Origin of the sequence: Chitinophaga vietnamensis, assembly GCF_902167635.1 — a bacterium.
In the GTDB taxonomy this organism is placed as follows: domain Bacteria; phylum Bacteroidota; class Bacteroidia; order Chitinophagales; family Chitinophagaceae; genus Chitinophaga; species Chitinophaga vietnamensis.
On the sequence record NZ_CABHMS010000005.1, the window covers coordinates 488,268 to 511,183 of the forward strand.

Annotated in this window: 19 protein-coding genes; 13 read left to right on the forward strand and 6 right to left on the reverse strand. The window is 50.3% G+C overall.

The annotated features are described in order from the left end of the window. Nucleotides 1–41 precede the first annotated feature (41 nt). Entirely contained in the window at nt 42–1,106 is a 1,065-nt protein-coding gene (locus tag FPG75_RS16310; protein ID WP_143307918.1) for an RluA family pseudouridine synthase, read from the reverse strand. Nucleotides 1,107–1,146: 40 nt separating this feature from the next. Between FPG75_RS16310 and lipB the strand changes: the two genes are divergently transcribed. Continuing rightward, nucleotides 1,147–1,848, forward strand: coding sequence for a lipoyl(octanoyl) transferase LipB (gene lipB, locus FPG75_RS16315; RefSeq protein WP_143307919.1), 702 nt, complete (start codon nt 1,147–1,149; stop codon nt 1,846–1,848). Here the strand turns inward: lipB and FPG75_RS16320 are convergent. The 3 genes from FPG75_RS16320 to FPG75_RS16330 form a co-directional block, all read right to left on the reverse strand. Then, nucleotides 1,832–2,557, reverse strand: coding sequence for a hypothetical protein (locus FPG75_RS16320; protein ID WP_143307920.1), 726 nt, complete (start codon nt 2,555–2,557; stop codon nt 1,832–1,834). The two genes, lipB and FPG75_RS16320, sit on opposite strands and share 17 nt — an antisense overlap. Nucleotides 2,558–2,620: 63 nt before the next feature. Continuing rightward, nucleotides 2,621–3,508, reverse strand: coding sequence for a 1-aminocyclopropane-1-carboxylate deaminase/D-cysteine desulfhydrase (locus FPG75_RS16325; RefSeq protein ID WP_201749693.1), 888 nt, complete (start codon nt 3,506–3,508; stop codon nt 2,621–2,623). Nucleotides 3,509–3,569: 61 nt separating this feature from the next. Next, nucleotides 3,570–4,910 (reverse strand): alpha-L-fucosidase, encoded by a 1,341-nt coding sequence (locus FPG75_RS16330; protein ID WP_143307921.1) that lies wholly within the window; start codon nt 4,908–4,910, stop codon nt 3,570–3,572. A 131-nt stretch (nt 4,911–5,041) separates the two neighbouring features. On the opposite strand from FPG75_RS16330, the gene FPG75_RS16335 reads away from it, so the two are divergent. The 8 genes from FPG75_RS16335 to ilvA all read left to right on the forward strand — a co-directional run bounded on the left by FPG75_RS16335 (nt 5,042) and on the right by ilvA (nt 15,198). Further along, nucleotides 5,042–5,944: a sugar phosphate nucleotidyltransferase gene (locus FPG75_RS16335; protein ID WP_143307922.1), complete on the forward strand. Its 903-nt coding sequence runs from the start codon at nt 5,042–5,044 to the stop codon at nt 5,942–5,944. After that, nucleotides 5,944–7,026 carry a phosphotransferase enzyme family protein gene (locus FPG75_RS16340; RefSeq protein WP_161596825.1) on the forward strand — a complete coding sequence of 361 codons (1,083 nt, stop codon included), beginning with the start codon at nt 5,944–5,946 and terminating at the stop codon, nt 7,024–7,026. The genes FPG75_RS16335 and FPG75_RS16340 overlap by 1 nt, the downstream gene beginning before the upstream one ends. 582 nt (nt 7,027–7,608) lie before the next feature. Next, complete coding sequence (locus tag FPG75_RS16345) at nt 7,609–8,511, forward strand: branched-chain amino acid transaminase (RefSeq protein ID WP_143307924.1); 903 nt, start codon at nt 7,609–7,611, stop codon at nt 8,509–8,511. Nucleotides 8,512–8,753: 242 nt separating this feature from the next. After that, complete coding sequence (gene ilvD / locus FPG75_RS16350) at nt 8,754–10,433, forward strand: dihydroxy-acid dehydratase (RefSeq protein WP_143307925.1); 1,680 nt, start codon at nt 8,754–8,756, stop codon at nt 10,431–10,433. Beyond that, on the forward strand, nt 10,399–12,147 hold the full coding sequence (gene ilvB, locus FPG75_RS16355; protein ID WP_317130745.1) for a biosynthetic-type acetolactate synthase large subunit: 1,749 nt from the start codon (nt 10,399–10,401) through the stop codon (nt 12,145–12,147). Before ilvD ends, ilvB begins: the two co-directional genes overlap by 35 nt. A 49-nt stretch (nt 12,148–12,196) precedes the next feature. Then, nucleotides 12,197–12,736, forward strand: a complete 540-nt coding sequence (gene ilvN, locus FPG75_RS16360; RefSeq protein ID WP_143307926.1) for an acetolactate synthase small subunit — start codon at nt 12,197–12,199, stop codon at nt 12,734–12,736. Between the two features lie 47 nt (nt 12,737–12,783). Beyond that, nucleotides 12,784–13,827 (forward strand): ketol-acid reductoisomerase, encoded by a 1,044-nt coding sequence (gene ilvC / locus FPG75_RS16365; RefSeq protein WP_143307927.1) that lies wholly within the window; start codon nt 12,784–12,786, stop codon nt 13,825–13,827. A gap of 111 nt (nt 13,828–13,938) precedes the next feature. After that, nucleotides 13,939–15,198 (forward strand): threonine ammonia-lyase IlvA, encoded by a 1,260-nt coding sequence (ilvA, locus tag FPG75_RS16370; RefSeq protein ID WP_143307928.1) that lies wholly within the window; start codon nt 13,939–13,941, stop codon nt 15,196–15,198. A gap of 169 nt (nt 15,199–15,367) precedes the next feature. On the opposite strand, the gene FPG75_RS16375 is transcribed toward ilvA, so the two are convergent. Continuing rightward, nucleotides 15,368–15,661 (reverse strand): hypothetical protein, encoded by a 294-nt coding sequence (locus FPG75_RS16375; RefSeq protein ID WP_143307929.1) that lies wholly within the window; start codon nt 15,659–15,661, stop codon nt 15,368–15,370. A gap of 211 nt (nt 15,662–15,872) precedes the next feature. Further along, nucleotides 15,873–16,922 (reverse strand): NAD(P)-dependent alcohol dehydrogenase, encoded by a 1,050-nt coding sequence (locus FPG75_RS16380; protein ID WP_143307930.1) that lies wholly within the window; start codon nt 16,920–16,922, stop codon nt 15,873–15,875. 106 nt (nt 16,923–17,028) lie between these two features. Here FPG75_RS16380 and FPG75_RS16385 point away from each other — a divergent pair, with 106 nt between their 5' ends. The 4 genes from FPG75_RS16385 (at nt 17,029) to xylA (ending at nt 22,896) form a co-directional block, all read left to right on the forward strand. Further along, nucleotides 17,029–18,165, forward strand: coding sequence for an NAD(P)/FAD-dependent oxidoreductase (locus FPG75_RS16385; RefSeq protein WP_143307931.1), 1,137 nt, complete (start codon nt 17,029–17,031; stop codon nt 18,163–18,165). Between the two features lie 189 nt (nt 18,166–18,354). Continuing rightward, nucleotides 18,355–20,034 (forward strand): sodium/sugar symporter, encoded by a 1,680-nt coding sequence (locus FPG75_RS16390; RefSeq protein ID WP_143307932.1) that lies wholly within the window; start codon nt 18,355–18,357, stop codon nt 20,032–20,034. A 15-nt stretch (nt 20,035–20,049) separates the two neighbouring features. Beyond that, the gene (locus FPG75_RS16395; protein ID WP_143307933.1) at nt 20,050–21,528 is read left to right on the forward strand and encodes a xylulokinase; all 1,479 of its coding nucleotides are present in this window, start codon (nt 20,050–20,052) and stop codon (nt 21,526–21,528) included. Between the two features lie 39 nt (nt 21,529–21,567). Next, entirely contained in the window at nt 21,568–22,896 is a 1,329-nt protein-coding gene (gene xylA / locus FPG75_RS16400) for a xylose isomerase (RefSeq protein ID WP_143307934.1), read from the forward strand. Nucleotides 22,897–22,916 lie beyond the last annotated feature (20 nt).

Consider the following 22,916-nt stretch of genomic DNA (forward strand, 5'->3'; position numbering starts at 1 on the left):
ATTTTTGTGTACGCGATACCAGGCCGGTATCGTGTACAAGGCTATTCTTCCAGTGGCCTGGCCGTAGTGTAGCGTTTCCACTTTTCCAATACTGTGGTGAAGTCGGTGGGCAGCTGGCTTTCAAAGCGCATCTCCTGGCGCGTGCGTGGATGTATGAACCCGAGCTGCTGTGCATGCAGGGCATGGCGCGGCATGATCTCGAAACAGTTTTCCACAAACTGTTTGTATTTCGCGAAGATGGTACCTTTTACAATGCGGTTGCCGCCATAGGTATCATCGTTGAAGAGAGAATGTCCGATATGTTGCATATGCACACGGATCTGGTGCGTGCGGCCGGTTTCGAGGCGGCATTCGATCAGCGATACATAGTTGTAGCGTTCCAGTACGCGGTAATGGGTGATGGCTTCTTTGCCATGTTCGCCATCGGGGTAGGCGTCCATGATCTTGCGCAGGCGCTGGTGGCGGCCTACGTGGGCGATCACCGTTCCTTCTTCTTCTTCAAAATCTCCCCATACCAGCGCAATATACCTGCGATGAACGGTGTGGTCAAAGAATTGTTTGGCGAGATCACTCATCGCCTTTTCTGATTTGGCTACTACCAGCAAGCCGCTGGTGTTTTTATCGATACGGTGTACGAGGCCGAAACGCGGTATCACCGGCTCTGTAGCTTGTGTTTTATCACCAAGGTACCAGGAGAGGCCATTGACCAGCGTGCCGGTATAGTTGCCGCATCCCGGGTGTACTACCATGCCGGCGGGTTTGTCGATGATCATCACATCCTCATCTTCATACACAATATTCAAAGGCAATTCTTCCGGCAGCACTTCGGTGCTCTCCGGGTTTTTGTTGGAGTACACGATGATCCTGTCCAGCGGTCTTATCTTGTAGTTAGACTTAACGGGTTTGTCGTTGACGAGCACCATTTCGCTATCGAGGGCTTGTTGTATTTTATTGCGGGTGGCGCCTTCGATACGGTTAGTGAGGAATTTGTCAATACGGACAGGCTCCTGGCCTTTGTCTACCACCATATTGATCTTCTCATACAGTTCTTCACTGCCATCGCCGTTTTCCAGCTCGTCTTCCAGTTCCAGCAATTCTTCCGCCATTAATATAAATTTTTGCAAAGGTACGTATCTTTGCGGGCTAATGAGTAAACAACAGATTGTAGTAAGAGAACTCGGCATTATCGGTTACCAGGAAGCCTGGGATTACCAGGAGCAGTTGTTGAAAGATAATGTACAACGCAAGATGCAGCCTGGAGGCGCTCCCACCTCTCATTACCTGCTCTTCTGCGAACATCCTCCCGTATATACGATAGGTAAAAGCGGTCATATCGAACACTTGCTGCTCAACGAAGCGCAGCTGGCAGAAAAAGGTATCGGCTTTTTTAATACCAACCGTGGCGGCGATATTACGTTTCATGGGCCCGGACAAATCGTAGCTTATCCCATCCTCGACCTGGAGCTGTTTTACCGCGATCTAGGTAAATATTTGCGCAATTTGGAAGAGGTCGTGATCCGCACATTGGCAGAATATGGCGTGAAGGGCGATCGCTCCGCGGGAGAAACCGGCGTGTGGCTGGACCCTCAGCATTTACCGCTCGCCCGTAAGATATGCGCCATGGGCGTACGTTGCAGCCGCTGGGTTACCATGCACGGCTTTGCATTGAATGCAAATACTCCGCTTACTTACTTCGATAATATCATTCCCTGTGGTATCAGCGGCAAACAGGTAGCTGCACTCAACCGCGAGCTAGGCCACGATGTGAACATAGCTGAGGTGAAAAGCAAGCTGGTAAAGCATTTCGGAGAAGTGTTCGAAGCGGAGATGATTACATCCGGTAATTGAGCGGAATAAAGAAATTCCATTTCTCTTTCAGTTTACCATCTTCATACAGTTCGAAATTGAACCATCCGGCATGCAGGAAGATAGCTTTTTCCAGGATGAGGGAGGTGGCTTTCACATGCTCTATATCAAACAGGTAAGTGCCGTTGGATTCGAAGAACTTCACAGAGTACCTTTTCTGCAAAGCCTCTGGCAGCTTGATGTTTACGTTACCGTCGGCGGTAGTGTAGATGAAGTTCGACGGGTGCCATACAATCCTTTCAGCCTCTTTATTTTCTTGTTCTTTGCCGCGCATGCCTCTGGCGGCGTCTTTGATATCGGCGTATTGCAATTTCTGGTCGGCGCGGAAAAGGCTGTCGGTTACGGCCAGCATGGTTTTACTAAAGAGGAAACGGCCATTGTTGAACAGGATGAAGAGGCGGTAATAGTTGGTGCCTGGCAATGGTTTATTATCGAGGTAAGCGTTGCGCAGGTTGTTGGGCGCCACGGCATAGCCAATGGTATTGAAGTTCAGGACACTGTCGAGCGACCGCTGGATGCCGATCTCTTTAACGTCGCGAAAGCCGGATATCCAGTCCAGCTGGATCTTGCCCGTCTTGATAACGGCGGAAAACTGTGGCAGTACTGGCGCCGTTTGCTCCTGTGCCTTCGTGGCAAATGCTGTCAATAATAACAATCCGATAGCAATAAAAAATCTCACTGCTTGCTTCATACAAAAATCCGTATCTCTTAAAGTTGGCAAAAATACAAACCGTTCAAATATAACGAACAGTTTTTAAAAGGATAAAACGCCGGGAGTTTGTGAAAGATTGCCCTGAAGGCCTCCGGTATGGATCAGCAATACCTTGCTGCCGGCCGGAAACGCTTGCTGCTGGAGCATTTCCCGGAAAGCCATCACCAATTTACCGGTATAGATAATATCGGTAGGGATAGCGGTTTCAGCATAAAGATGGTTCATGAAATCGATGAGGCCGGGGCTGATTTTTGCATAGCCGCCGCCGTGATAGTCGTGCAATAGCTCCCAAGTGGCGCTGGCAGTGGGTTTGAGCAGATCGGTGATTTCTTTTTCAAGGTATTGGGCGCCTTTGAGCACGGCTACGCCCATCACGTGTTGCTGTGGCAATGCGCTGTTAATCAGCCCTGCAAGGGTAGTGCCGGTGCCTGTTGCACAAAGGATATGCGTGAAATCGCCGGTAGGGAAGAGGGAGAGGATTTCTTCGCAACCGAGCGCCCCAAGGGCATTGTGGCCGCCTTCAGGGATCACATAATAGTTATCGGTAAGGCCGGTGATGCGCGTGGTATCGGCTTTGGAGTGATAGTCAGTTCTGGGAACAAAGATCAGGTGCATGCCATTTTCCTGTGCCTGTATAAGGGTATGACTCAGCACCGGAGCGCGTTCCCCGCGTATGATCCCTACGCTTTTCAATCCTGCAATATTACAAGCTACAGCAGTAGCGGCAATATGATTGGAATAGGCACCGCCAAAAGTGACGATCGTATCTTTTCCTGCCGCCTTTGCCGCTTCCAGATTATGTTTCAGCTTGAACCATTTGTTACCGGATATCTCGGGGTGCAGCAGGTCCAGACGCAGCATGGCAGCGCTGATGGAGGCCGGCATCCAGCTGCGAAATGATTGCAGGGTGATGTTGCTGTAAGAAAACATAAGATGAAATACTAATAAGGAGATGGCCGCCCCGTTTCGCGGCCGGCCATCCTCAATCTGTTTATTCGTTGGTCAGAAATCCGCCTTTACCACGGTATAACTTCACAGGTTTATCCAGTTGTACTTTTAAAACGGTAACGTATTTGTCCTGTACGTTTTCCGGTACATCGATGTAAACCAGCCCTGGTACAGGGCTCCAGGATATCTTGCCTACTACTTTGTGCGTTAGCTTGGTACCATTGCCTACTACACTGATATCTTTGATAGCGTTATTGAGCCCTTTGATCACTACCTGGCCACTGGTTTTGCCGGGGAGGAAGAGATACAGGGTGCTGGAATCTTTCGACAGGGTAGTAGGGCCATAGAAGTGGCCTTGCGGGATGCCGCCGATAGTGTTGAAGATCGCTTCTCCATTCTTTTTATTCCAGGCGCCGAGTTCTTTCAGCACATGCACTTGCTCTGCCGGGATGCTGCCATCGGCCCTGGGGCCTATATCCAGCAGGAGGTTACCGCCATTGCTCACGGCATCAACGAAGATGGTGATGATCTCGTAAGGCGTTTTCCAGTTGGTATCCTGTGGCTGCCAGCCCCAGTTGTTGTTGATGGTCATGCACAGCTCCCACCAGTGATAATGCGGGCGCGTAACGGGGAAGTTCTGTTCTGGCGTATCGTAATCGCCATAGCCCTGTAAACGGCCATTGATAATGGTATTCGGGTTATGGGTGGTGAGCATGTTGCGCATTTTGGCGGCTTCCCATTCATCGGCGGAGTGTTCCCAATCGCCGTCAAACCACCACAGGTCGGGGTTGAAGCGGTTCATCACTTCTGCCATTTGTCCTTCATAGAATTTGAGGAAGCGCTGCCAGCGGGCCGGGTCGTTCTTGATTTCATACCGGTTGCTGTCTTTCAGGAACTGCGGATAATCCGGATAGCTCCAGTCGATCAGGGAAAAGTAGGCACCACATTTGATACTATCGCGGCGCAATGCGGCGTAGAGGGGCGTGAGCACATCTCTTTTGGCGGGCGTGCCGCTGGCTACATTGAGCTTACCGAATTTGCTGTCCCACAGGGCCACGCCATCATGGTGTTTGGTGGTCATGACTGCATAGCGGGCGCCTGATTCTTTGATAAGGTCGGCCCAGGCTTGCGGGTTGTAATTGGCCGCGGTAAAGCCTTTGAGCTGCTTCATGTAATCAGGGTAAGCGATTTTTTTGTTGTGGAAAGACCAGGATTCATCGATTCCGTTAACGGAGTAGATGCCCCAGTGGATAAAGATGCCCAGCTTGGCATCGGCAAACCACTGCATTTTCGATTGAATGTCTTGCGGATTGGTTTTCTGTTGCGCCCTGGCGCTTGAGAAAAGCTGCATGGCACAGGCTCCCAGCACTAATAATCTTTTCATTGTCCCGATTAAAACGTATTTAAAATAAGTGTTCTTCACAAAAAGAAAGTGTGAAAATAGTTTTAATCGTTTAAATTTATCGCCAATATTTTAGGTAAATAGTTGAAAATTATAAAACTAATATCAAAAAGATGCAACCGACTTTATTGATTCTGGCGGCCGGAATGGCCAGTCGATACGGCAGTTTGAAGCAAATCCAGCAATTTGGCCCCAGTGGAGAAACAATCATTGATTATTCTATCTACGATGCCATCCGCGCCGGTTTCGGGAAAATAGTATTTATTATCCGCGAAAATTTTGCAGCCGAGTTCAAAGAAATTTTTGAACCCAAGCTGAAAGGCCGTGTGGCAACGGATTATGTATACCAGGAAATGAATGCATTTGTGGGCGGACATGCCGTTCCGGCCGACAGGACCAAGCCCTGGGGGACTGCACATGCAGTGTTATGCGCCAAGAACGCCATCAACGAGCCATTTGCGGTGATTAACGCGGATGATTTCTACGGCGCAGATGCTTTTGTGAAGATGGCAGCCTTCCTCAATGGAGAGTGCAAATCCGATATCTACAGCGTGGTAGGTTATGAGCTGGGAAAAACGATCAGTGAACATGGTTCCGTTTCCCGCGGCGTATGCGCAGTAGATGCCAGCGGTAACCTCTCTGCGATCAACGAACGTACAAAGATCTATACAGATAATGGCCAGATCGTTTACGAAGAGGCCGATGGCAGCAAACACCCGCTGCCAGCCACTACTCCGGTATCCATGAACTTCTGGGGTTTTGACCCCAGCGTGTTCACGCTGAGCCAGGAACTGTTCAACGAGTTCCTCGATAAAAATATCGGCAATCCGAAATCAGAGTTCTTTATTCCGATCGTTGCCGACGAATTTATCCGTCGTGGCAAAGGTCAGGTAAAGGTATTGCCTACCAGCTCTCAATGGTTTGGCGTTACTTACAAGGAAGATGCGCCAGGCGTGCAGGCTTCCCTGTCGGCCCTGGTTCAACAAGGTGCATATCCCGACAATTTATGGAAATAATGCCCAACACACTCATCCTTCAGGCTTTCGGACTGGAGCCTGAAGGATTGAATGTCCGACGATTCGGATCAGGACATATCAACAACACTTTTCTGCTCGAAAAGAAACAGGATGGCAGTAAATATGTATTACAAAAGATCAATGTGAACGTATTTAAGGAACCAGGTATCATTGCTGCGAATCAACGCATGGCTGCAGACTATCTGGCTGCTCATCATCCCGGCTATCTGTTCATCACGCCCATCCCCACAATAGAAGGGGAAGAGCTCTATGTGCTGGACAACGAATACTGGCGCATGATTCCTTTCATTGCTAATTCCGTTACGGTAGATCAGGCCGACAACCCAAAGCAGGCATATGAAGCGGCCAAACAATTCGGCCGCCTGGCCAGTTACCTTTCGGGTATTGATCTGAAGCCGTTCAAAGCTTCTATTCCGAACTTCCACAACCTCACCCTTCGCTATGCCGCTTTCCAGGAAGCGATCCGCCACGCGAAAGATGACAGGAAGGAGGCAGCAGAAGAGATGATTGAAGAATTCCTCCGCTACTCAGACATCGCGGTGACGTATGAACAACTGAAAACAAATCCTGAATTCAGAGATCATCTCATGCATCACGATACCAAGATCAACAACGTGTTGCTCAACAAAGATTCGTTTGAAGGTATTTGTGTCTGCGATCTCGATACCCTGATGCCAGGAAAGATCATCTCCGATCTGGGCGATATGGTACGCACCTATGTTTGCCCTGTATCTGAAGAGGAGCGCGACTTCAGCCAGATCACCATCCGCGACGAATATTTCGAAGCCCTCATGCAGGGGTACCTCGAAGAGATCGGCGGCACTTTAACAAAAGTGGAAAAAGAACAACTGTTCTTCGCAGGAAAGTTCATGATCTACATGCAGGGAATACGGTTCCTCACCGATTATCTCAATGGTGATGTGTATTACCCGATCAAGTATCCAACACACAATTACGACCGCGCCATGAACCAGCTCGTGCTGTTACAGCGCCTCATCGAAAAACAAGACGCATTGCAGGAGATCATCAACAAATGCCTGCAGGTAAGCGAACAGGTTTAGAACGTGAACAAACGAAATGAAAACATTTCAAAACCCGGCGCACAGGCGCCGGGTTTTTTATTTGCGGATTTGCGGATTTAGGGATTTAGGAATTTGGGGATTTGAGGATTTTTTGATTTGGGAAAATGGCTAAATGTTTTGTATTTTATTTAGAAATAGGCTAACATTCAAAAGGTTTTTTTGAATATTTTCAAAATCTCTTAAAGAGATTAATTTTTCACGAAATATTCCACCCTGTATTGTTTTTTATTTTTTTCACAGATACTTTTGTATCGATATGGAGCGCAACCTCCAAATCAATCAAAAAATCCGGAAATCAAAAATTCAAAATTCAAAAATCGAAAATCCGGAAATTCGAAAATTCTCCATTATGTGGATCAATAAAGACAACATAAAACTTAATCACATCGTACCCCAGCTCAACTGGGCTATCACGAAGGTCGTGATTATCGTCGTTGTCATTATTAGCCACCACCATGGAGGATAGGTACACGTGCATATTCACAAAATGATATAACGCCTTCCTCCGCCAAGAGGAAGGCTTTTTTTTTGATCACTTTTTACTGCTAATAATTCAATTTTATGTATAGCTATTACAACGACAACACCATTCTTTACCTCAACGGAGAATTCCGTAAAGCCACCACTGCCAGCGCTGATCTGTTTGGGCAGTCATTACACTACGGCTATGCCGTATTTGAAGGTATCCGCGCCTACAAAACTGCCAGCGGAGAAGTGAAGATCTTCAAGGCCAAAGAACACTTCGACCGTTTGCAGCGCTCCTGCGAGCTGATACACATCCCGTACAAATTCAATAACGAGGAGCTCATCGCCGCCTGTTACAAGGTGCTGGAGCTGAACAATATGGAAGAAGCCTACATCAGGCCGCTGGTGTTCTGTCCGCCCAATATGACCCTGAAAGCCGCATCCGAGGCCTATATCCTCATATGCGCATGGGAATGGGGCGCCTATCTCGGGGAGAAACTGCTGCGGGTAATGACCTCCTCCTTTGAACGACCGAATCCCAAGGCATTCAAGATAGAATCGAAATCGGCCGGCCTGTACGTAAACTCGATACTCGCCTCGCAGGAAGCAAAAGATAAGGGCTACGACGAAGCATTATTACTCGATATGAATGGTTACGTAGCAGAAGGCCCCGGCGCCAACGTATTCTTTGAAAAAGACGGTAAAATCTTCACCCCACCCCTCGGCAACATCCTCGCCGGCATCACCCGCGCCACCGTTATAGAACTTTGCCAGGAACTCGGCATCCCCCTCGAAGAAAAATTATTCACCATCGATGAACTGAAACAAGCGGATGCCGCCTTCTTCTGCGGTACCGCCGCAGAGGTGATCGGCCTCGAATCCCTCGACGGACAAGCATTTGCCAAACCATGGGCAGAATCCCTCGGTAAAGTGCTCCAGCAAGCCTACAAAGCAAGAGTGCTCGAAAAAACTTTCGAACGCCAGGCGCAATTAGCATAAAACAGGATGGATCGGTATATCACACCGGCGATATACCGATCCACAAAATTCTTTGAACAATGTAAAACGAAAAAGTCAAAATCCACTACCACCAAGGGTTTTGAAGAGATCAAGCCGAATTTGAAGACCGGTAATCACGCAATTGTTGGTTTGAATTTAAACACACTACCGGGTAATTTGGTGAAACTTTTAGAAAAAGGACGATCACCCATTCCCTGCAACACGGGAGAAATCATCAAGCAATGGAATTAAACAAATACAGCAAAACGATCACGCAGGATCCTACACAACCCGCTGCACAGGCTATGTTGCACGGGATCGGATTAACAGACGAAGATCTGAAGAAAGCACAGGTAGGCGTTGTGAGCATGGGATATGATGGCAACACCTGTAATATGCACCTGAACGACCTCGCCAACGACGTCAAAAAAGGCGTGTGGGCAAACGGACTGGTAGGCCTGAATTTCCATACTATCGGCGTCAGCGATGGTATCAGCAATGGTACCGAAGGTATGCGCTATTCGCTCGTGAGCCGCGATCTGATTGCAGATTCCATTGAAACCGTATGCGGTGCGCAATACTATGATGGCCTCATCACCGTGCCTGGCTGCGATAAGAACATGCCCGGCTCCCTGATGGCCATGGGCCGCCTCAACCGCCCTGCTATCATGGTATACGGCGGTACGATCGCACCCGGTAAATACAAAGGTCAGGACCTCAACATCATCTCCGCATTTGAAGCGCTCGGTCAGAAAATGGCCGGCCAGCTGAATGAAGAAGATTTCAAAGGCATCGTGCACAATGCCTGCCCCGGCGCCGGCGCCTGTGGCGGGATGTACACCGCCAATACCATGTCTTCTGCCGCAGAAGCACTCGGTATGAGCCTGCCCTACAGCTCATCCAACCCCGCCCTGAGCAAGGAAAAACGCGATGAATGCGCCGCTGCCGGCAAATACATCCGCCTGCTCCTGGAAAAAGATATCAAACCCCGCGATATCATGACCAAAGAAGCATTCGAAAATGCCATCACCGTCATCATCGCGCTGGGAGGCAGCACCAACGCCGTTCTCCACCTGATCGCCATCGCGAAATCCGTAGGCGTGAAAGTGACGCTGGAAGATTTTCAACGCATCAGCGACAACACGCCGCTCATCGCCGATCTGAAGCCCAGCGGCAAATACCTGATGGAAGACCTCCACAACATCGGCGGTGTGCCGCTGGTAATGAAATACTTACTCAAACAAGGACGCCTGCATGGCCATTGCATCACCGTTACCGGCAAAACCATCGCAGAGAACCTGGAATCCGTTGCTGACATAGATTTCAGCCAACAGGACATTATCGTTCCACTGGAAAAACCATTGAAAGCAAATGGTCATATCCAGATATTATACGGTAACCTCGCCGAACAAGGCTCTGTTGCCAAAATAACCGGTAAGGAAGGCGAACGATTCAAAGGCCCTGCCCGCGTGTTCGACGGTGAGTTTGAACTCATCGCCGGTATTCAATCCGGCCGCGTACAAAAAGGCGACGTAGTAGTGATCCGCCAGGTAGGCCCCAAAGGCGCACCCGGCATGCCTGAAATGCTGAAGCCCACCAGCGCCATCATGGGCGTAGGCCTGGGCAAGAGCGTAGCGCTCATCACCGATGGCCGCTTCTCCGGTGGCACGCACGGTTTCGTGGTAGGCCATATCACACCGGAAGCATTCGAAGGCGGCACCATCGCACTGGTACAAGACAACGATATCATCGAAATAGATGCAGTGAACAACTCGATCAATGTGGAAGTGAGCGATGAAGAGCTGGCAGCACGCCGTGCAAAATGGGTACAGCCTGCATTGAAAGTATCCAATGGAATCTTATTTAAGTACGCAAAACTTGTAAAAAATGCAACAGAAGGATGTGTTACCGATGAAGGCTGAACCAGCCGATAAACGGCTAGCCGCTAAACCTGTTATCACCGGCTCCGAAGCCGTGATCCGCTCGCTCATCGCAGAAGGAGTGGAAACGATTTTCGGTTACCCCGGTGGTGCGATCATGCCTATTTATGATGCCCTGTACGATTTTCAGGACCAGGTACATCATATCCTCGTGCGGCATGAACAGGGCGCCACGCATGCTGCACAAGGTTATGCAAGAAGCTCCGGTAAAGTAGGCGTAGCCTTCGCTACCTCCGGCCCCGGCGCTACCAACCTCGTTACCGGCCTGGCAGACGCTTATATGGACAGCACGCCCATGGTATGTATTACCGGCCAGGTAGCAGCCTCGCTGCTCGGTACCGACGCTTTCCAGGAAACAGACGTGATCGGCATCACCATGCCTATCACCAAATGGAACATACAGGTCACCCGCCAGGAAGATATTCCCGGCGCCATTGCCAAAGCATTCTATATCGCCCGCAGTGGCCGTCCAGGCCCGGTTTTGGTGGACATCACCAAAAATGCGCAGGTAGGTACCTTCGAGTTCGAGTACAAGAAATGTGAACATATCCGCAGTTACCAACCAGTGCCTGTGCTCAGGCAGGAAGCTATTGTTGATGCGGCTGCGCTGATCAACGGCGCGAAAAAGCCCTTCATTCTTTGCGGTCATGGCGTACTCCTCGCAGGCGCTGAAAAAGCATTGCTGGCAGTGGCTGAAAAAGCGCAGATACCGGTAGCTTCCACATTGCTGGGCCTTTCCGCCGTACCCGTACAACACCCGCTGTACACCGGTATGCTGGGTATGCACGGTAACTACGGCCCCAACGTGCTCACCGGCGAATGTGATGTGCTCATCGCCGTAGGTATGCGCTTCGATGATCGTGTAACCGGCGACGTGAACACCTATGCCAACAAAGCAAAAGTGATCCACATCGAGATCGATGCCGCAGAGATCAACAAGATCATCAAGGCAGATGTAGCCGTACACGCCGACGCAAGAACCGCGCTGGAAGCGCTGTTGCAGCATATACAGCCCGCCCGACACGATGAATGGCTGGAAGAATTTAAAGCGGCACACCAGAAAGAATACGATAAGGTACAGCATAAAGAACTGTTCCCGGAAAGCGGCGAACTGAAGATGGCAGAAGTGATCCGCCTCATCTCCGAAAAAACAAAAGGAGAAGCAGTGCTGGTAACAGATGTAGGGCAACACCAGATGATAGCCTCCCGCTATTATGGTTTTAAAAATCCAAATACCAACATCACCTCCGGTGGTATGGGTACGATGGGCTTTTCGCTGCCAGCCGCCATGGGCGCTAAAATGGGCACGCCCGAAAAAGAAGTGATCGCTATCATTGGCGACGGTTGCTTCCAGATGACCTTGCAGGAACTGGGCACCATCTATCAATCCCAGATTGGAGTGAAGATTGTGATCCTCAACAACAACTTCCTCGGCATGGTAAGACAATGGCAGCAACTGTTCTTCGACAAACGCTATTCATCTACCGAAATGATCAACCCGGATTTCGTTCAGATCGCCAAAGGTTTTTATATACCGGGTCAAAAAGTCAATGCCAGGGAAAATATTTCCGCCGCAATCGATGAAATGCTGGCCCACAAAGGCGCTTACCTGCTGGAAGTGGTGGTGGAAAAAGAAGACAACGTATTCCCGATGGTGCCGGCCGGCGCTCCCGTTGCTTCCATCAGGCTGGAGTAGCAGGCTTACAGCGACAATCATTTGATCATTTGAAATTCACAACAGGTATATGCAAAAAGAATATACAGTAACGGTATATACGGAGGATCGTATCGGTATCACCAATCGTATCACCATCATCTTCACCCGCAGGGGCATCAATATCACCAGTCTTACCACTGCTGAAACAGAGATCCCCGGCGTGTACAAGTTCATCATAACGGTGATGTCTACACGTGAAAAGCTGGATAAGGTGGTCGGCCAGATCGAAAGGCTGATAGAGATACACCGTGCATTTGTACATGAAGAAGAAGAAGTGGTATACCAGGAACTGGCTTTATACAAGATATCCACCAAGTCATTACATACCGGAGATATAGAACGTTTGATCCGTGATAACAATGCGCGGATACTCACGATCACGGCAGATTATTTCGTGATAGAGAAAACGGGCCACCAGCAGGAGCTGACAGATTTCATCAAGAAGCTGGAACCCTACGGGCTGATCGAATACTCCAAGAGTGGCCGCGTAGCCATCGTGAAATGGAGCCGCCGCTTCCACGAGCATCTCAAAGAGCTCTCCGGTGTGGAATCTGATAATCTTAGTTAATAAAAAAACAACATCATCTTTTTAAAAAAAACAAACACTATCAAAACATGGCAACCATCAATTTTGGCGGGGTACTCGAAGAAGTAGTAACCAGAGAAGAATTCCCAATGGAAAAAGCCAGGGAAGTGCTGAAGAACGAAGTGATTGCAGTGATCGGTTACGGCGTACAAGGCCCGGGCCAGGCGCTGAACCTGAAAGACAATGGCTTCAACGTGATCGTTGGTCAGCGTAAAAATTCCAAAACCTGGGATAAAGCTGTTGCTGACGGCTGGGTACCTGGTGAAACGCTGTTCGATATCGAAGAAGCAGCAACCAAAGGTACGATCATTCAGTTCCTTCTCTCTGATGCCGGACAGATCTCCCTCTGGCCTACTTTAAAACAGCACCTGACGCCAGGTAAAGCACTGTATTTCTCCCATGGCTTTGGTATCACCTATAAAGATCAGACAGGCATCGTGCCTCCGGCAGATGTAGATGTGATCCTGGTAGCGCCTAAAGGTTCCGGTACATCCCTGCGCCGCCTGTTCCTCGCAGGTCAGGGCCTGAACTCCAGCTACGCTATCTTCCAGGATGCTACCGGCCGCGCAAAAGAGCGTGTAGTAGCACTCGGTATCGGCGTAGGCTCCGGCTACCTGTTCGAAACAGATTTCAAAAAAGAAGTATTCTCCGACCTCACCGGCGAACGTGGTTCCCTGATGGGTTGTATCCAGGGTATCTTCGCTGCACAATACGAAACACTGCGCAGAAATGGTCACTCGCCTTCTGAAGCATTCAACGAAACCGTAGAAGAACTGACGCAGTCGCTCATGCCACTGGTAGCTGAAAACGGTATGGACTGGATGTATGCTAACTGCTCTACCACTGCACAGCGCGGCGCGCTCGACTGGTGGAAGAAATTCAAAGACGCTACCCAGCCTGTATTCGATGAGCTGTACGCCAGCGTTGCCGCCGGTAAAGAAGCTGCCCGCTCTATTGCTTCCAACAGCACTCCCGACTACCGCGAGCGCCTGAACGAAGAACTCAGAGAACTCCGCGAAAGCGAAATGTGGCAAGCCGGTGCAGCCGTTCGCAAGCTGCGCCCGAACGCATAGTTAAATATTTTCGGATTTCTTGATTTTTGAATTTAGGGATTTGTTTTTCCGAAGTGTTCCGGAAAAACAAATCCCCAAATTCAGAAATCAAGAAATTCACAAATCCTTTTTATGTCCACTCATCTCAGTACGGGCGTCAGCCCTTTAAACATCCTCGATGCGGCGGTGAAGCTCAAACCCGTGATCACCCGCACGCCGCTTACTTATAGCGCTACGCTCTCGCGCCGCTATAACTGTGACGTATATCTGAAAAGAGAGGATATGCAGATTGTACGCTCCTACAAACTCCGTGGCGCCTACAACCTGATCAGCAGCCTGCCTGCCGACGTACTGGCCAAAGGCGTTACCTGCGCCAGCGCCGGCAACCATGCACAAGGCTTTGCCTATGCCTGCAAAGCCATGAACATCAAAGGCGTAGTGTTCATGCCCATCATCACCCCCAAACAAAAGGTGAACCAGGTGAATATGTTCGGTGGCGAGAATATCGAGATCAGACTGATCGGCGATACCTTCGACGATTGCTCCGCCGAAGCACAGGCCTTTACCAAGGCCAACGGCATGACTTTCATCCCACCGTTTGATAACGAAAAAATTATTGAAGGCCAGGGAACCGTAGCCGTAGAGATACTGGAAGATCAACAACAGATCGATTTCCTCTTCGTGCCGGTTGGCGGCGGCGGCCTCGCTGCCGGCGTAGGCACCTACTTCAAAACTTACAGCCCTAAAACACGCATCATCGGCGTGGAACCCGAAGGCGCTCCCTCCATGCTACGCGCCTTCGAAAACGGCGGCCCCCTTACACTGGATGAAATTGAACGCTTTGTTGACGGCGCTGCCGTAAAGCGTGTAGGCGCCCTTAACTACGATATCTGCAAGGAAGTGCTGGAGAAAATGCACCTCGTACCCGAAGGCAAAGTATGCTCCACCATCCTCAAATTATATAACGAAGACGCCATCGTGGTAGAACCCGCCGGCGCCCTCTCCATCGCTGTTCTCGACGATTTCGCCGAAGAGATCCGCGGCAAAAAAGTAGTGTGCGTGATCAGCGGCAGCAACAATGATATCGACCGCATGCAGGAGATCAAAGAAAGATCACTCCTGTATGAAGGCCTCAAACATTATTTTATTGTACGCTTCGCACAACGGCCCGGCGCGCTGAAAGAATTTGTAAATCATATTCTCGGCCCTACCGACGATATCACGCGATTTGAATTTATACAGAAACATAATAAAGAAACCGGCCCCGCACTTGTAGGTGTGGAGCTGAAATCCAGGGAAGACTACGACAAACTGATCGACAATTTCCGCAAGTATAATTTCCATTATACCGAGCTGAATAAAGACGATAATTTGTTTGGCTACCTGGTATAAGGAGCAAATAAGTAAACAAAAGGCCTCGCATCCGCGAGGCTTTTTCATGAGCCATCAATAAAAAAGCAGCTGCGTGAGCAGCTGCCTTGTCTTTCTCGCCATAGGATGTAACTATGAGGGCACGTGCACGGTCTGCAAAAAGCAGGATAGTGATACCCTGCTTTCTGGCCTATACTATATTTTTTAACAACGTTTTTGCCCGGCTGATCTCTTCATCCAGGATATCCGCTTCATCCTCATCTACCTCCGCACTGGTAGCCATTTCCAGGCATTGCCGCGCCGCAGCGATATCTCCTGTATTAAAATAATGTTCACCTAAAACGGTGCTCGTACGCACCACATACACCAGGTCATCTTCCTCCTTACTCTCCGCCAATATGGTATTTAACAGGATCACCGCCTCCTCGGAACGCTGCGCATCCAGCAAATACAAAGCTTTTGTAAATTCCAGTTTCCGGCTCATATTGAGGATTAAATGGGAAGGGCTAAAGAAGACAAATCGACTGATACATCAATAATATGGTATCATAAATATAAGGAATCCTGATCAGGAATAAGCGAGGTGAGGAGCAGTTTAAAGATTTGATTATTTTGTTATTTGGTTATTTTGATATTTAGGTTCAGAGGAGTATTTCCTTGAACCTAAATATCAAAATAACCAAATAACAAAATAATCAATTTTTTAAACTGGCTATATCGATTACGAAACGGTATTTCACGTCTCCTTTCAGCATGCGCTCATAGGCCGTGTTGATGTCTTTGATATCGATCACTTCCACATCTGAAGTGATGTTGTGTTCCGCGCAGTAGTCGAGCATTTCCTGTGTTTCGCGGATGCCGCCTATCAGCGATCCGGCGATGCTCCTGCGGCCCATGATGAGGTTGAAAGCTGGTACAGCAGAAGGTTCTGGCGGTACGCCCAGGCATATCATGGTGCCATCAAGGTTCAGCAAATTGAGGAACTGATTGTAATCATGCGGTGCAGATACTGTGTTGATGATAAAATCAAAATGACCGCGCAGCGCTTTCATCTGGTCTTTGTCGTTGATCAGCGCAAAGTGATGGGCGCCCAGTTTTTTGGCATCGGCTTCTTTAGATGGCGAGGTGCTGAGCATGGTCACTTCCGCGCCCATGGAAGAGGCGAGCTTCACCGCCATATGCCCTAATCCGCCGAGGCCAAGTACCGCCAGCTTATGGCCTTTGCCTACTTTCCAGTGCCGCAGCGGCGAATAGGTGGTGATACCGGCGCAAAGCAAGGGCGCCACACCTTCCAGCGGCAGCTTGTCGGAAATATGCAGCGTATATTTTTCATCGGCTACAATGGTAGTGGAATAGCCGCCATAGGTAGGCGTTTGCCGGTCCATCTCATAACCATTATACGTAGAAGCGCCACCGGTAACACAATATTGTTCCTCGCCTTTTTTGCAAGGGTCGCAAACCCGGCAGGAGTCTACCATACAGCCAATACCCGCCAGGTCGCCGGGTTTGAAGGAAGTCACCTGATCGCCTACTTTTATTACACGGCCTACAATCTCATGGCCCGGTACCATCGGGTAGATGGAGTTCCCCCATTCATTACGTACCTGGTGAATATCAGAGTGACATACACCGCAATACAATATCTCAATCTGAACATCGTGCGGGCCTACTTCCCGCCGCTCAAAGTTCCAGGGGCCTAAAGGTGAAGCGGCATCCTGAACTGCATATGCTTTAGTTGCAATCATTGGGAAAGATTTTGCACCGAAGCTACGGAATTTATCATAAGTAGCCGGGAACGCCTGCCCGCCGGGCAGGCGTTCCCGGCTACTTATAAATCTTGTATATTGCTATATGCTTAGTTATTGGGAAAAACAAAGCCTGTTGCAATATGATTACATCATCATCGGCAGCGGCATCGTGGGGCTGTCTACCGCCATCAGCCTGAAGGAGGAAGCGCCCGGCGCCCGCGTGCTCGTGCTGGAGCGCGAGATACTGCCTACCGGCGCCAGCACCAAAAATGCCGGCTTCGCCTGCATCGGCAGTCTTACCGAAATACTTGCCGACCTCCAGACGATGCCGGAAGAAGTGGTAATGCAACTGGTGGCACTACGCTACGAAGGCCTGCGCCTGCTGCGACACCGCCTCGGTGACGACAACATCGGCTACCAGGAAAACGGCAGCTATGAGCTGATCAGCACACACGAAGAATGGGCGCTGCATCATCTTGATGAAGTAAATCGTAAAATGAGCGACGTCTTCGGACAGCCCGCCTATTCCATCGCCACCGACCAGCTGGATGCCTTCGGCTTCAACCGCAGTCATATCAAAGCCGTGATCCGCAACCGCCTGGAAGGAGAGCTCCACACCGGCCGGATGATGCGCCGCCTCATCGATCTCGCCATCGCCAAAGGGATAGAAATAAAAACCGGTTGCACTGTGAAAGCAGTGGAAGATCTTCATACAGCCGTTAACGTGATCGTACCCCATCACCTGCTGAAAGAGGAGATCGTTTTCTCCGCCCGCAAACTGGTCATCTGCACCAATGCCTTTACGCAACAACTACTGCCCGGTGAAGATGTGACGCCCGGCCGCGGGCAAGTGCTCATCACACATCCCATAGCCGGCCTGCCTTTCAAAGGCATCTTCCATTTTGAAGAAGGCTATTATTATTTCCGGGAACTTAACGGTTGTGTACTTTTTGGTGGCGGCCGCCAGCTCGATTTCTCCGGCGAAACATCCACCGAATTTCATTATAATGACCGTATCCAGCACGAACTGGAAACATTGCTGCGCACCCGTATCCTGCCCGGAAGGTCCTTTACCATCGCCGACCGCTGGACCGGCATCATGGCTTTCGGTAAAACCAAGCAACCTATCGTGCGCGCCTATACGAAAAACATCACCCTCGCCGTACGTATGGGCGGCATGGGCGTAGCCATCGGCTCAAAGATAGGAGAGCAGGTCGCCGCCCTCGCGCTGGAAATGTAAATAATAAGGGTATCAAATGTTTCTTTTTTTGTTAATACCCTTTGATAAATAATTAAAATGTATAGTTTTGGTGCAATGAAGAACCGCGGCGCCAGTCGCGGTTTTTAGTTTAAGGAAAATGTAAGCGTATTTTTTACATTTATTTATTATATTGGTCCGCTAAATATTTTATAACCACGTTTGAACATTATGCAACCAAACTCACTTCACTATGTCGACTACCTGGTATTCCTGGTGTATTTTGTAATTGTGGCCGGATACGGATTTTACATTTATAACAGGAAGAAGAAATCGACTACTGATACCAAAGACTTCTTCCTGGCGGAAGGTTCCCTTACCTGGTGGGCTATTGGCGCATCGCTGATCGCTTCCAACATTTCGGCAGAACAGTTTATCGGTATGTCCGGCAACGGTTTCAACATCGGGCTGGCCATCTCCACCTATGAATGGATGGCGGCAGCAACCTTGATAGTGGTAGCCGTTTTCTTCCTGCCCATCTATCTCAAGAACAAGATCTACACCATGCCGCAGTTCCTGGAACGCAGGTACAACCAAACGGTAAGTACGATCATGGCGGTGTTCTGGCTGCTCCTGTACGTAATCGTGAACCTCACGTCTATCCTGTATCTGGGCGCACTGGCCATTACCACCATCTCTGGTATCAACTTCTATGTTTGTATGATAATGCTTGCGGCTTTCGCCATCATCATCACATTGGGAGGGATGAAAGTGATCGGTTATACAGATGTGATACAGGTATTTTTCCTGATCCTCGGCGGTCTGGCTACTACTTACCTCGCGCTGGAACTGGTGTCCTCACACTTCGGTACCAACGGTGTGCTCAAAGGTTTCAAACTGATGACCGAACATGCCAGCGATCATTTCCATATGATCCTGCATAAAGAAAATCCAAAGTATCTTGATCTCCCCGGCCTGAGCGTATTGATCGGCGGTATGTGGATCGTGAACCTCAACTACTGGGGCTGTAACCAATATATCACGCAACGCGCGCTGGGAGCGGATTTGAAGACCGCCCGCAACGGCCTGCTGTTTGCCGGCTTCCTGAAACTGCTAATGCCCATCATCGTAGTATTGCCTGGTATTGCTGCATATGTGCTGTATCAGGAAGGCATGTTCCAGCAAGCCATGTTGAAAGATGGCGCGCTCAACGCAGATAACGCTTACCCGGTATTGCTCAACCTCCTGCCCACCGGCCTGAAAGGCCTGGCATTCGCCGCGCTCACCGCCGCAGTGGTAGCCTCGCTGGCAGGTAAGGCCAACAGCATCTCCACCATTTTTTCTTTAGATATTTATAAGAAGATTTATAATAAAGAGGCAGATGAGAAGAAGGTAGTGGGAGTGGGACGCACTGTGGTGATCGTGACGATGATCATCGCCATCGTGATCTCCAATTTCCTCGGCATCGATAAGAAGGGCGGTTTCCAGTTTATCCAGGAATATACGGGCTTTGTATCTCCTGGCGTTTTCGCCATGTTCATCATGGGCTTCTTCTGGAAACGCACTACCTCCAATGCCGCGCTGTTCGCGATGATCGGCGGTTTGCTGTTGTCGTTCTTGTTCAAGTTCATGCCTGCCTGGGTAGACTTGCAGCCGCTGCACGCAGTAGGATTGTCGGCCCTCAACCCGGATAGTCATCTCTACGAAATGCCTTTCATCGACCGTATGGGCTTTGTATTCCTCATCTGTGTGATGGGTATGGTGATCATCACCCTTGCCGATCCGAAGAGCGCCAACAATCCGAAAGGTCTTGCCATTGATGGCGCGATGTTCAAACCCTCTCTGGGCTTTACTGTGGGCGCCTTGCTGATTTGTGGTGTGCTGATGGCGTTATATACAGTGTTCTGGTAAACAGGTATAATAACAATGTATTTCATAGGCTACGATATCGGTTCTTCCTCTATCAAGGCGGCCTTGCTGGATGCGGCCAGTGGCAGATGTATCGCGTCTGCCACCAGCCCCTCCCGTGAAATGCCCATGCAGGCGCCGCATCCGGGCTGGGCAGAGCAAGACCCCGAAAGCTGGTGGAAAGAAGTGATCAACGCTACACAACTGCTCCGGCAACAATATACTTTTGATCCGCAACAGGTGAAAGGCATCGGCATCGCTTACCAGATGCACGGCCTCGTTTGTGTGGACCAGCAACAACAGGTGCTGCGCCCCGCGATCATCTGGTGCGACAGTCGCGCCGTGGAAACCGGCCAGGAAGCCTTCCATGCACTCGGCCAGGAATACTGCCTCTCGCATCTGCTGAACTCACCAGGCAATTTCACCGCCTCCAAACTGCGCTGGGTACAACAGCACGAACCTCATGTATACGAACGTATCCACAAAGTGATGCTGCCCGGCGATTACATCGCTATGCGCCTCACCGGGGAAATCGCTACCACGGTTACCGGTCTCTCCGAAGGAACTTTCTGGGACTTTGAACGTAAAACAGTGGCCACCGAACTGCTGCAACATTACCAGATCGACGCGGCCTTGCTTGCCAGCGTAGTGCCTGTATTCGGCCACCAGGGCGCGCTCACGACCCAGGCCGCTGCCACGCTTGGCCTGGCGGCAGGTACGCCGGTCACCTATCGCGCCGGTGATCAACCCAACAACGCGTTTTCATTGAATGTGCTGCAACCCGGCGAAGCCGCCACCACAGCGGGCACCTCGGGAGTGGTATATGCTGTGCACGACAAAAATGCCTACGACCGACAGAGCCGCGTAAACACTTTCGTGCATGTGAATAACGGAGACGAAGGCATCCGCAACGGTGTGCTTATGTGCCTCAACGGCACAGGCATCGCCAACAGCTGGCTGAAAAACCTGATCGGTAATATCACTTATCCGGAAATGAATGCCCTGGCCGCCGCAGCCCCTCCGGGCGCCGCCGGCTTACAGGTGTTTCCATTCGGCAATGGCGCCGAACGTATCCTGAACAATCAGCGTATAGGCGCTACCGTTAGTAACCTGGATTTCAATATCCACGGCCGTGAACATATGCTCCGCGCGGTACAGGAGGGCATCGTGTTCGGCCTAAGCTACGGCATGGACATCATGAAGGAAATGGACCTCCGCATCCACCGCGTGCGCGCAGGCAATGCCAATATGTTCCTCAGCCCGCTCTTCCGCGAAGCCTTCGCCAACACTACCGGCGTAGTCATAGAATTATATGATACCGACGGCGCGCAAGGCGCTGCCCGCGGCGCTGCAACAGGCGCCGGATGCTATACGCCGGCTACCGCCTTCCAGGGAATGGAACGCCTGGCCGTCATAGAACCAGAACCGGCGCTACAGCGCCAGTACCGCGATTGCTATGGGCAATGGCTGCAAAGCCTGCAAGCGCGGCTGCAATAACGGTCATCACTATACGTTATTTTAAAATCCACATAAGTTATGAGTATTACATTAGGAAACCACGAGTATTTCAAAGGGATCGGAAAGATCAGCTACGAAGGGCCGCACTCAGACAATCCACTGGCTTACAAGTGGTATGATGAGAACCGCGTCATCGCCGGCAAAACCATGAAAGAACTTTTCCGCTTTGCAGTGGCCTATTGGCATACGTTCTGCGGCGTCGGCGGCGATCCTTTCGGCCCCGGTACCAAACAATTCCCATGGCTCGGCGCCGCCAATGATGAACAACGTGCAAAAGACAAGATGGACGCCGCTTTTGAGTTCATCACAAAAATGGGCTTGCCCTATTATTGTTTTCACGATATAGACCTGGTAGATGAAGGCGCTTCCATCGCGGAATATGAAAGCCGCATGCAAAATATTGTGGCATATGCAAAACAGAAACAGCAAGCCAGCGGCGTGAAACTCCTCTGGGGCACTGCCAATGTTTTCAGCAATCCGCGCTATATGAACGGCGCTTCCACCAATCCCGATTTCTCCGTACTGGCCTACGCAGGCACACAGGTGAAAAATTCCCTCGACGCCACGATCGCGCTCAATGGCGAAAACTATGTGTTCTGGGGCGGACGCGAAGGTTATATGACCCTGCTCAACACCAATATGAAACGGGAGCAGGAACATCTTGCACGCTTCCTCGCCATGGCCCGCGATTATGCGCGCAAACAGGGTTTCAAAGGTACTTTCTTCATTGAGCCGAAACCTTGCGAGCCTACCAAACACCAGTATGATTACGATAGCGCCACTGTGATCGGCTTCCTCCGTCACTACGGCCTTGATAAGGATTTTAAATTGAACATCGAGGTAAACCATGCTACCCTGGCGGGTCACACCTTCCAGCATGAATTGCAGGTGGCCGTCGATGCCGGCATGCTCGGCAGCATCGATGCCAACCGCGGCGACGCCCAGAACGGATGGGATACCGACCAGTTTCCCACCAGCCTCAATGAGCTGATCGAAAGTATGCTCATCATTCTCGAAGCCGGCGGCTTCGGCAGTGGCGGCGTTAACTTCGATGCCAAAACGCGCCGCAACTCCACCGACCTTGAAGATATTTTCTACGCGCACATCGGCGGTATCGATACTTTCGCGCGCGCCGCAGTGGTAGCAGAAAAAGTACTCACTACCACGCCATATAAAAAATTCAGGAACGAACGCTATGCTTCTTTTGATACTGGCAAAGGCAAAGAATTTGAGAACGGACAGCTGAGCCTCGAAGACCTCCGCACTTTCGCCATCGCCAATGGCGAACCGCACCAGATCAGCGGCAGGCAGGAATGGCTGGAAAATCTGATCAACAATTGTATTTAAAATTTCTCCCCCTGGCGGGG

Coding starts and splice junctions, on each gene's coding strand:
- ilvC (WP_143307927.1), top strand. CDS start 12,784: ATGGCAACCATCAATTTTGGCGGGGTACTCGAAGAAGTAGTAACCAGA.
- ilvB (WP_317130745.1), top strand. CDS start 10,399: ATGCAACAGAAGGATGTGTTACCGATGAAGGCTGAACCAGCCGATAAA.
- FPG75_RS16335 (WP_143307922.1), top strand. CDS start 5,042: ATGCAACCGACTTTATTGATTCTGGCGGCCGGAATGGCCAGTCGATAC.
- lipB (WP_143307919.1), top strand. CDS start 1,147: ATGAGTAAACAACAGATTGTAGTAAGAGAACTCGGCATTATCGGTTAC.
- FPG75_RS16380 (WP_143307930.1), bottom strand. CDS start 16,922: ATGATTGCAACTAAAGCATATGCAGTTCAGGATGCCGCTTCACCTTTA.
- FPG75_RS16310 (WP_143307918.1), bottom strand. CDS start 1,106: ATGGCGGAAGAATTGCTGGAACTGGAAGACGAGCTGGAAAACGGCGAT.
- FPG75_RS16345 (WP_143307924.1), top strand. CDS start 7,609: ATGTATAGCTATTACAACGACAACACCATTCTTTACCTCAACGGAGAA.
- xylA (WP_143307934.1), top strand. CDS start 21,568: ATGAGTATTACATTAGGAAACCACGAGTATTTCAAAGGGATCGGAAAG.
- FPG75_RS16330 (WP_143307921.1), bottom strand. CDS start 4,910: ATGAAAAGATTATTAGTGCTGGGAGCCTGTGCCATGCAGCTTTTCTCA.
- FPG75_RS16340 (WP_161596825.1), top strand. CDS start 5,944: ATGCCCAACACACTCATCCTTCAGGCTTTCGGACTGGAGCCTGAAGGA.
- FPG75_RS16395 (WP_143307933.1), top strand. CDS start 20,050: ATGTATTTCATAGGCTACGATATCGGTTCTTCCTCTATCAAGGCGGCC.
- FPG75_RS16325 (WP_201749693.1), bottom strand. CDS start 3,508: ATGTTTTCTTACAGCAACATCACCCTGCAATCATTTCGCAGCTGGATG.
- FPG75_RS16320 (WP_143307920.1), bottom strand. CDS start 2,557: ATGAAGCAAGCAGTGAGATTTTTTATTGCTATCGGATTGTTATTATTG.
- ilvA (WP_143307928.1), top strand. CDS start 13,939: ATGTCCACTCATCTCAGTACGGGCGTCAGCCCTTTAAACATCCTCGAT.
- FPG75_RS16375 (WP_143307929.1), bottom strand. CDS start 15,661: ATGAGCCGGAAACTGGAATTTACAAAAGCTTTGTATTTGCTGGATGCG.
- ilvN (WP_143307926.1), top strand. CDS start 12,197: ATGCAAAAAGAATATACAGTAACGGTATATACGGAGGATCGTATCGGT.
- FPG75_RS16390 (WP_143307932.1), top strand. CDS start 18,355: ATGCAACCAAACTCACTTCACTATGTCGACTACCTGGTATTCCTGGTG.
- FPG75_RS16385 (WP_143307931.1), top strand. CDS start 17,029: ATGCTTAGTTATTGGGAAAAACAAAGCCTGTTGCAATATGATTACATC.
- ilvD (WP_143307925.1), top strand. CDS start 8,754: ATGGAATTAAACAAATACAGCAAAACGATCACGCAGGATCCTACACAA.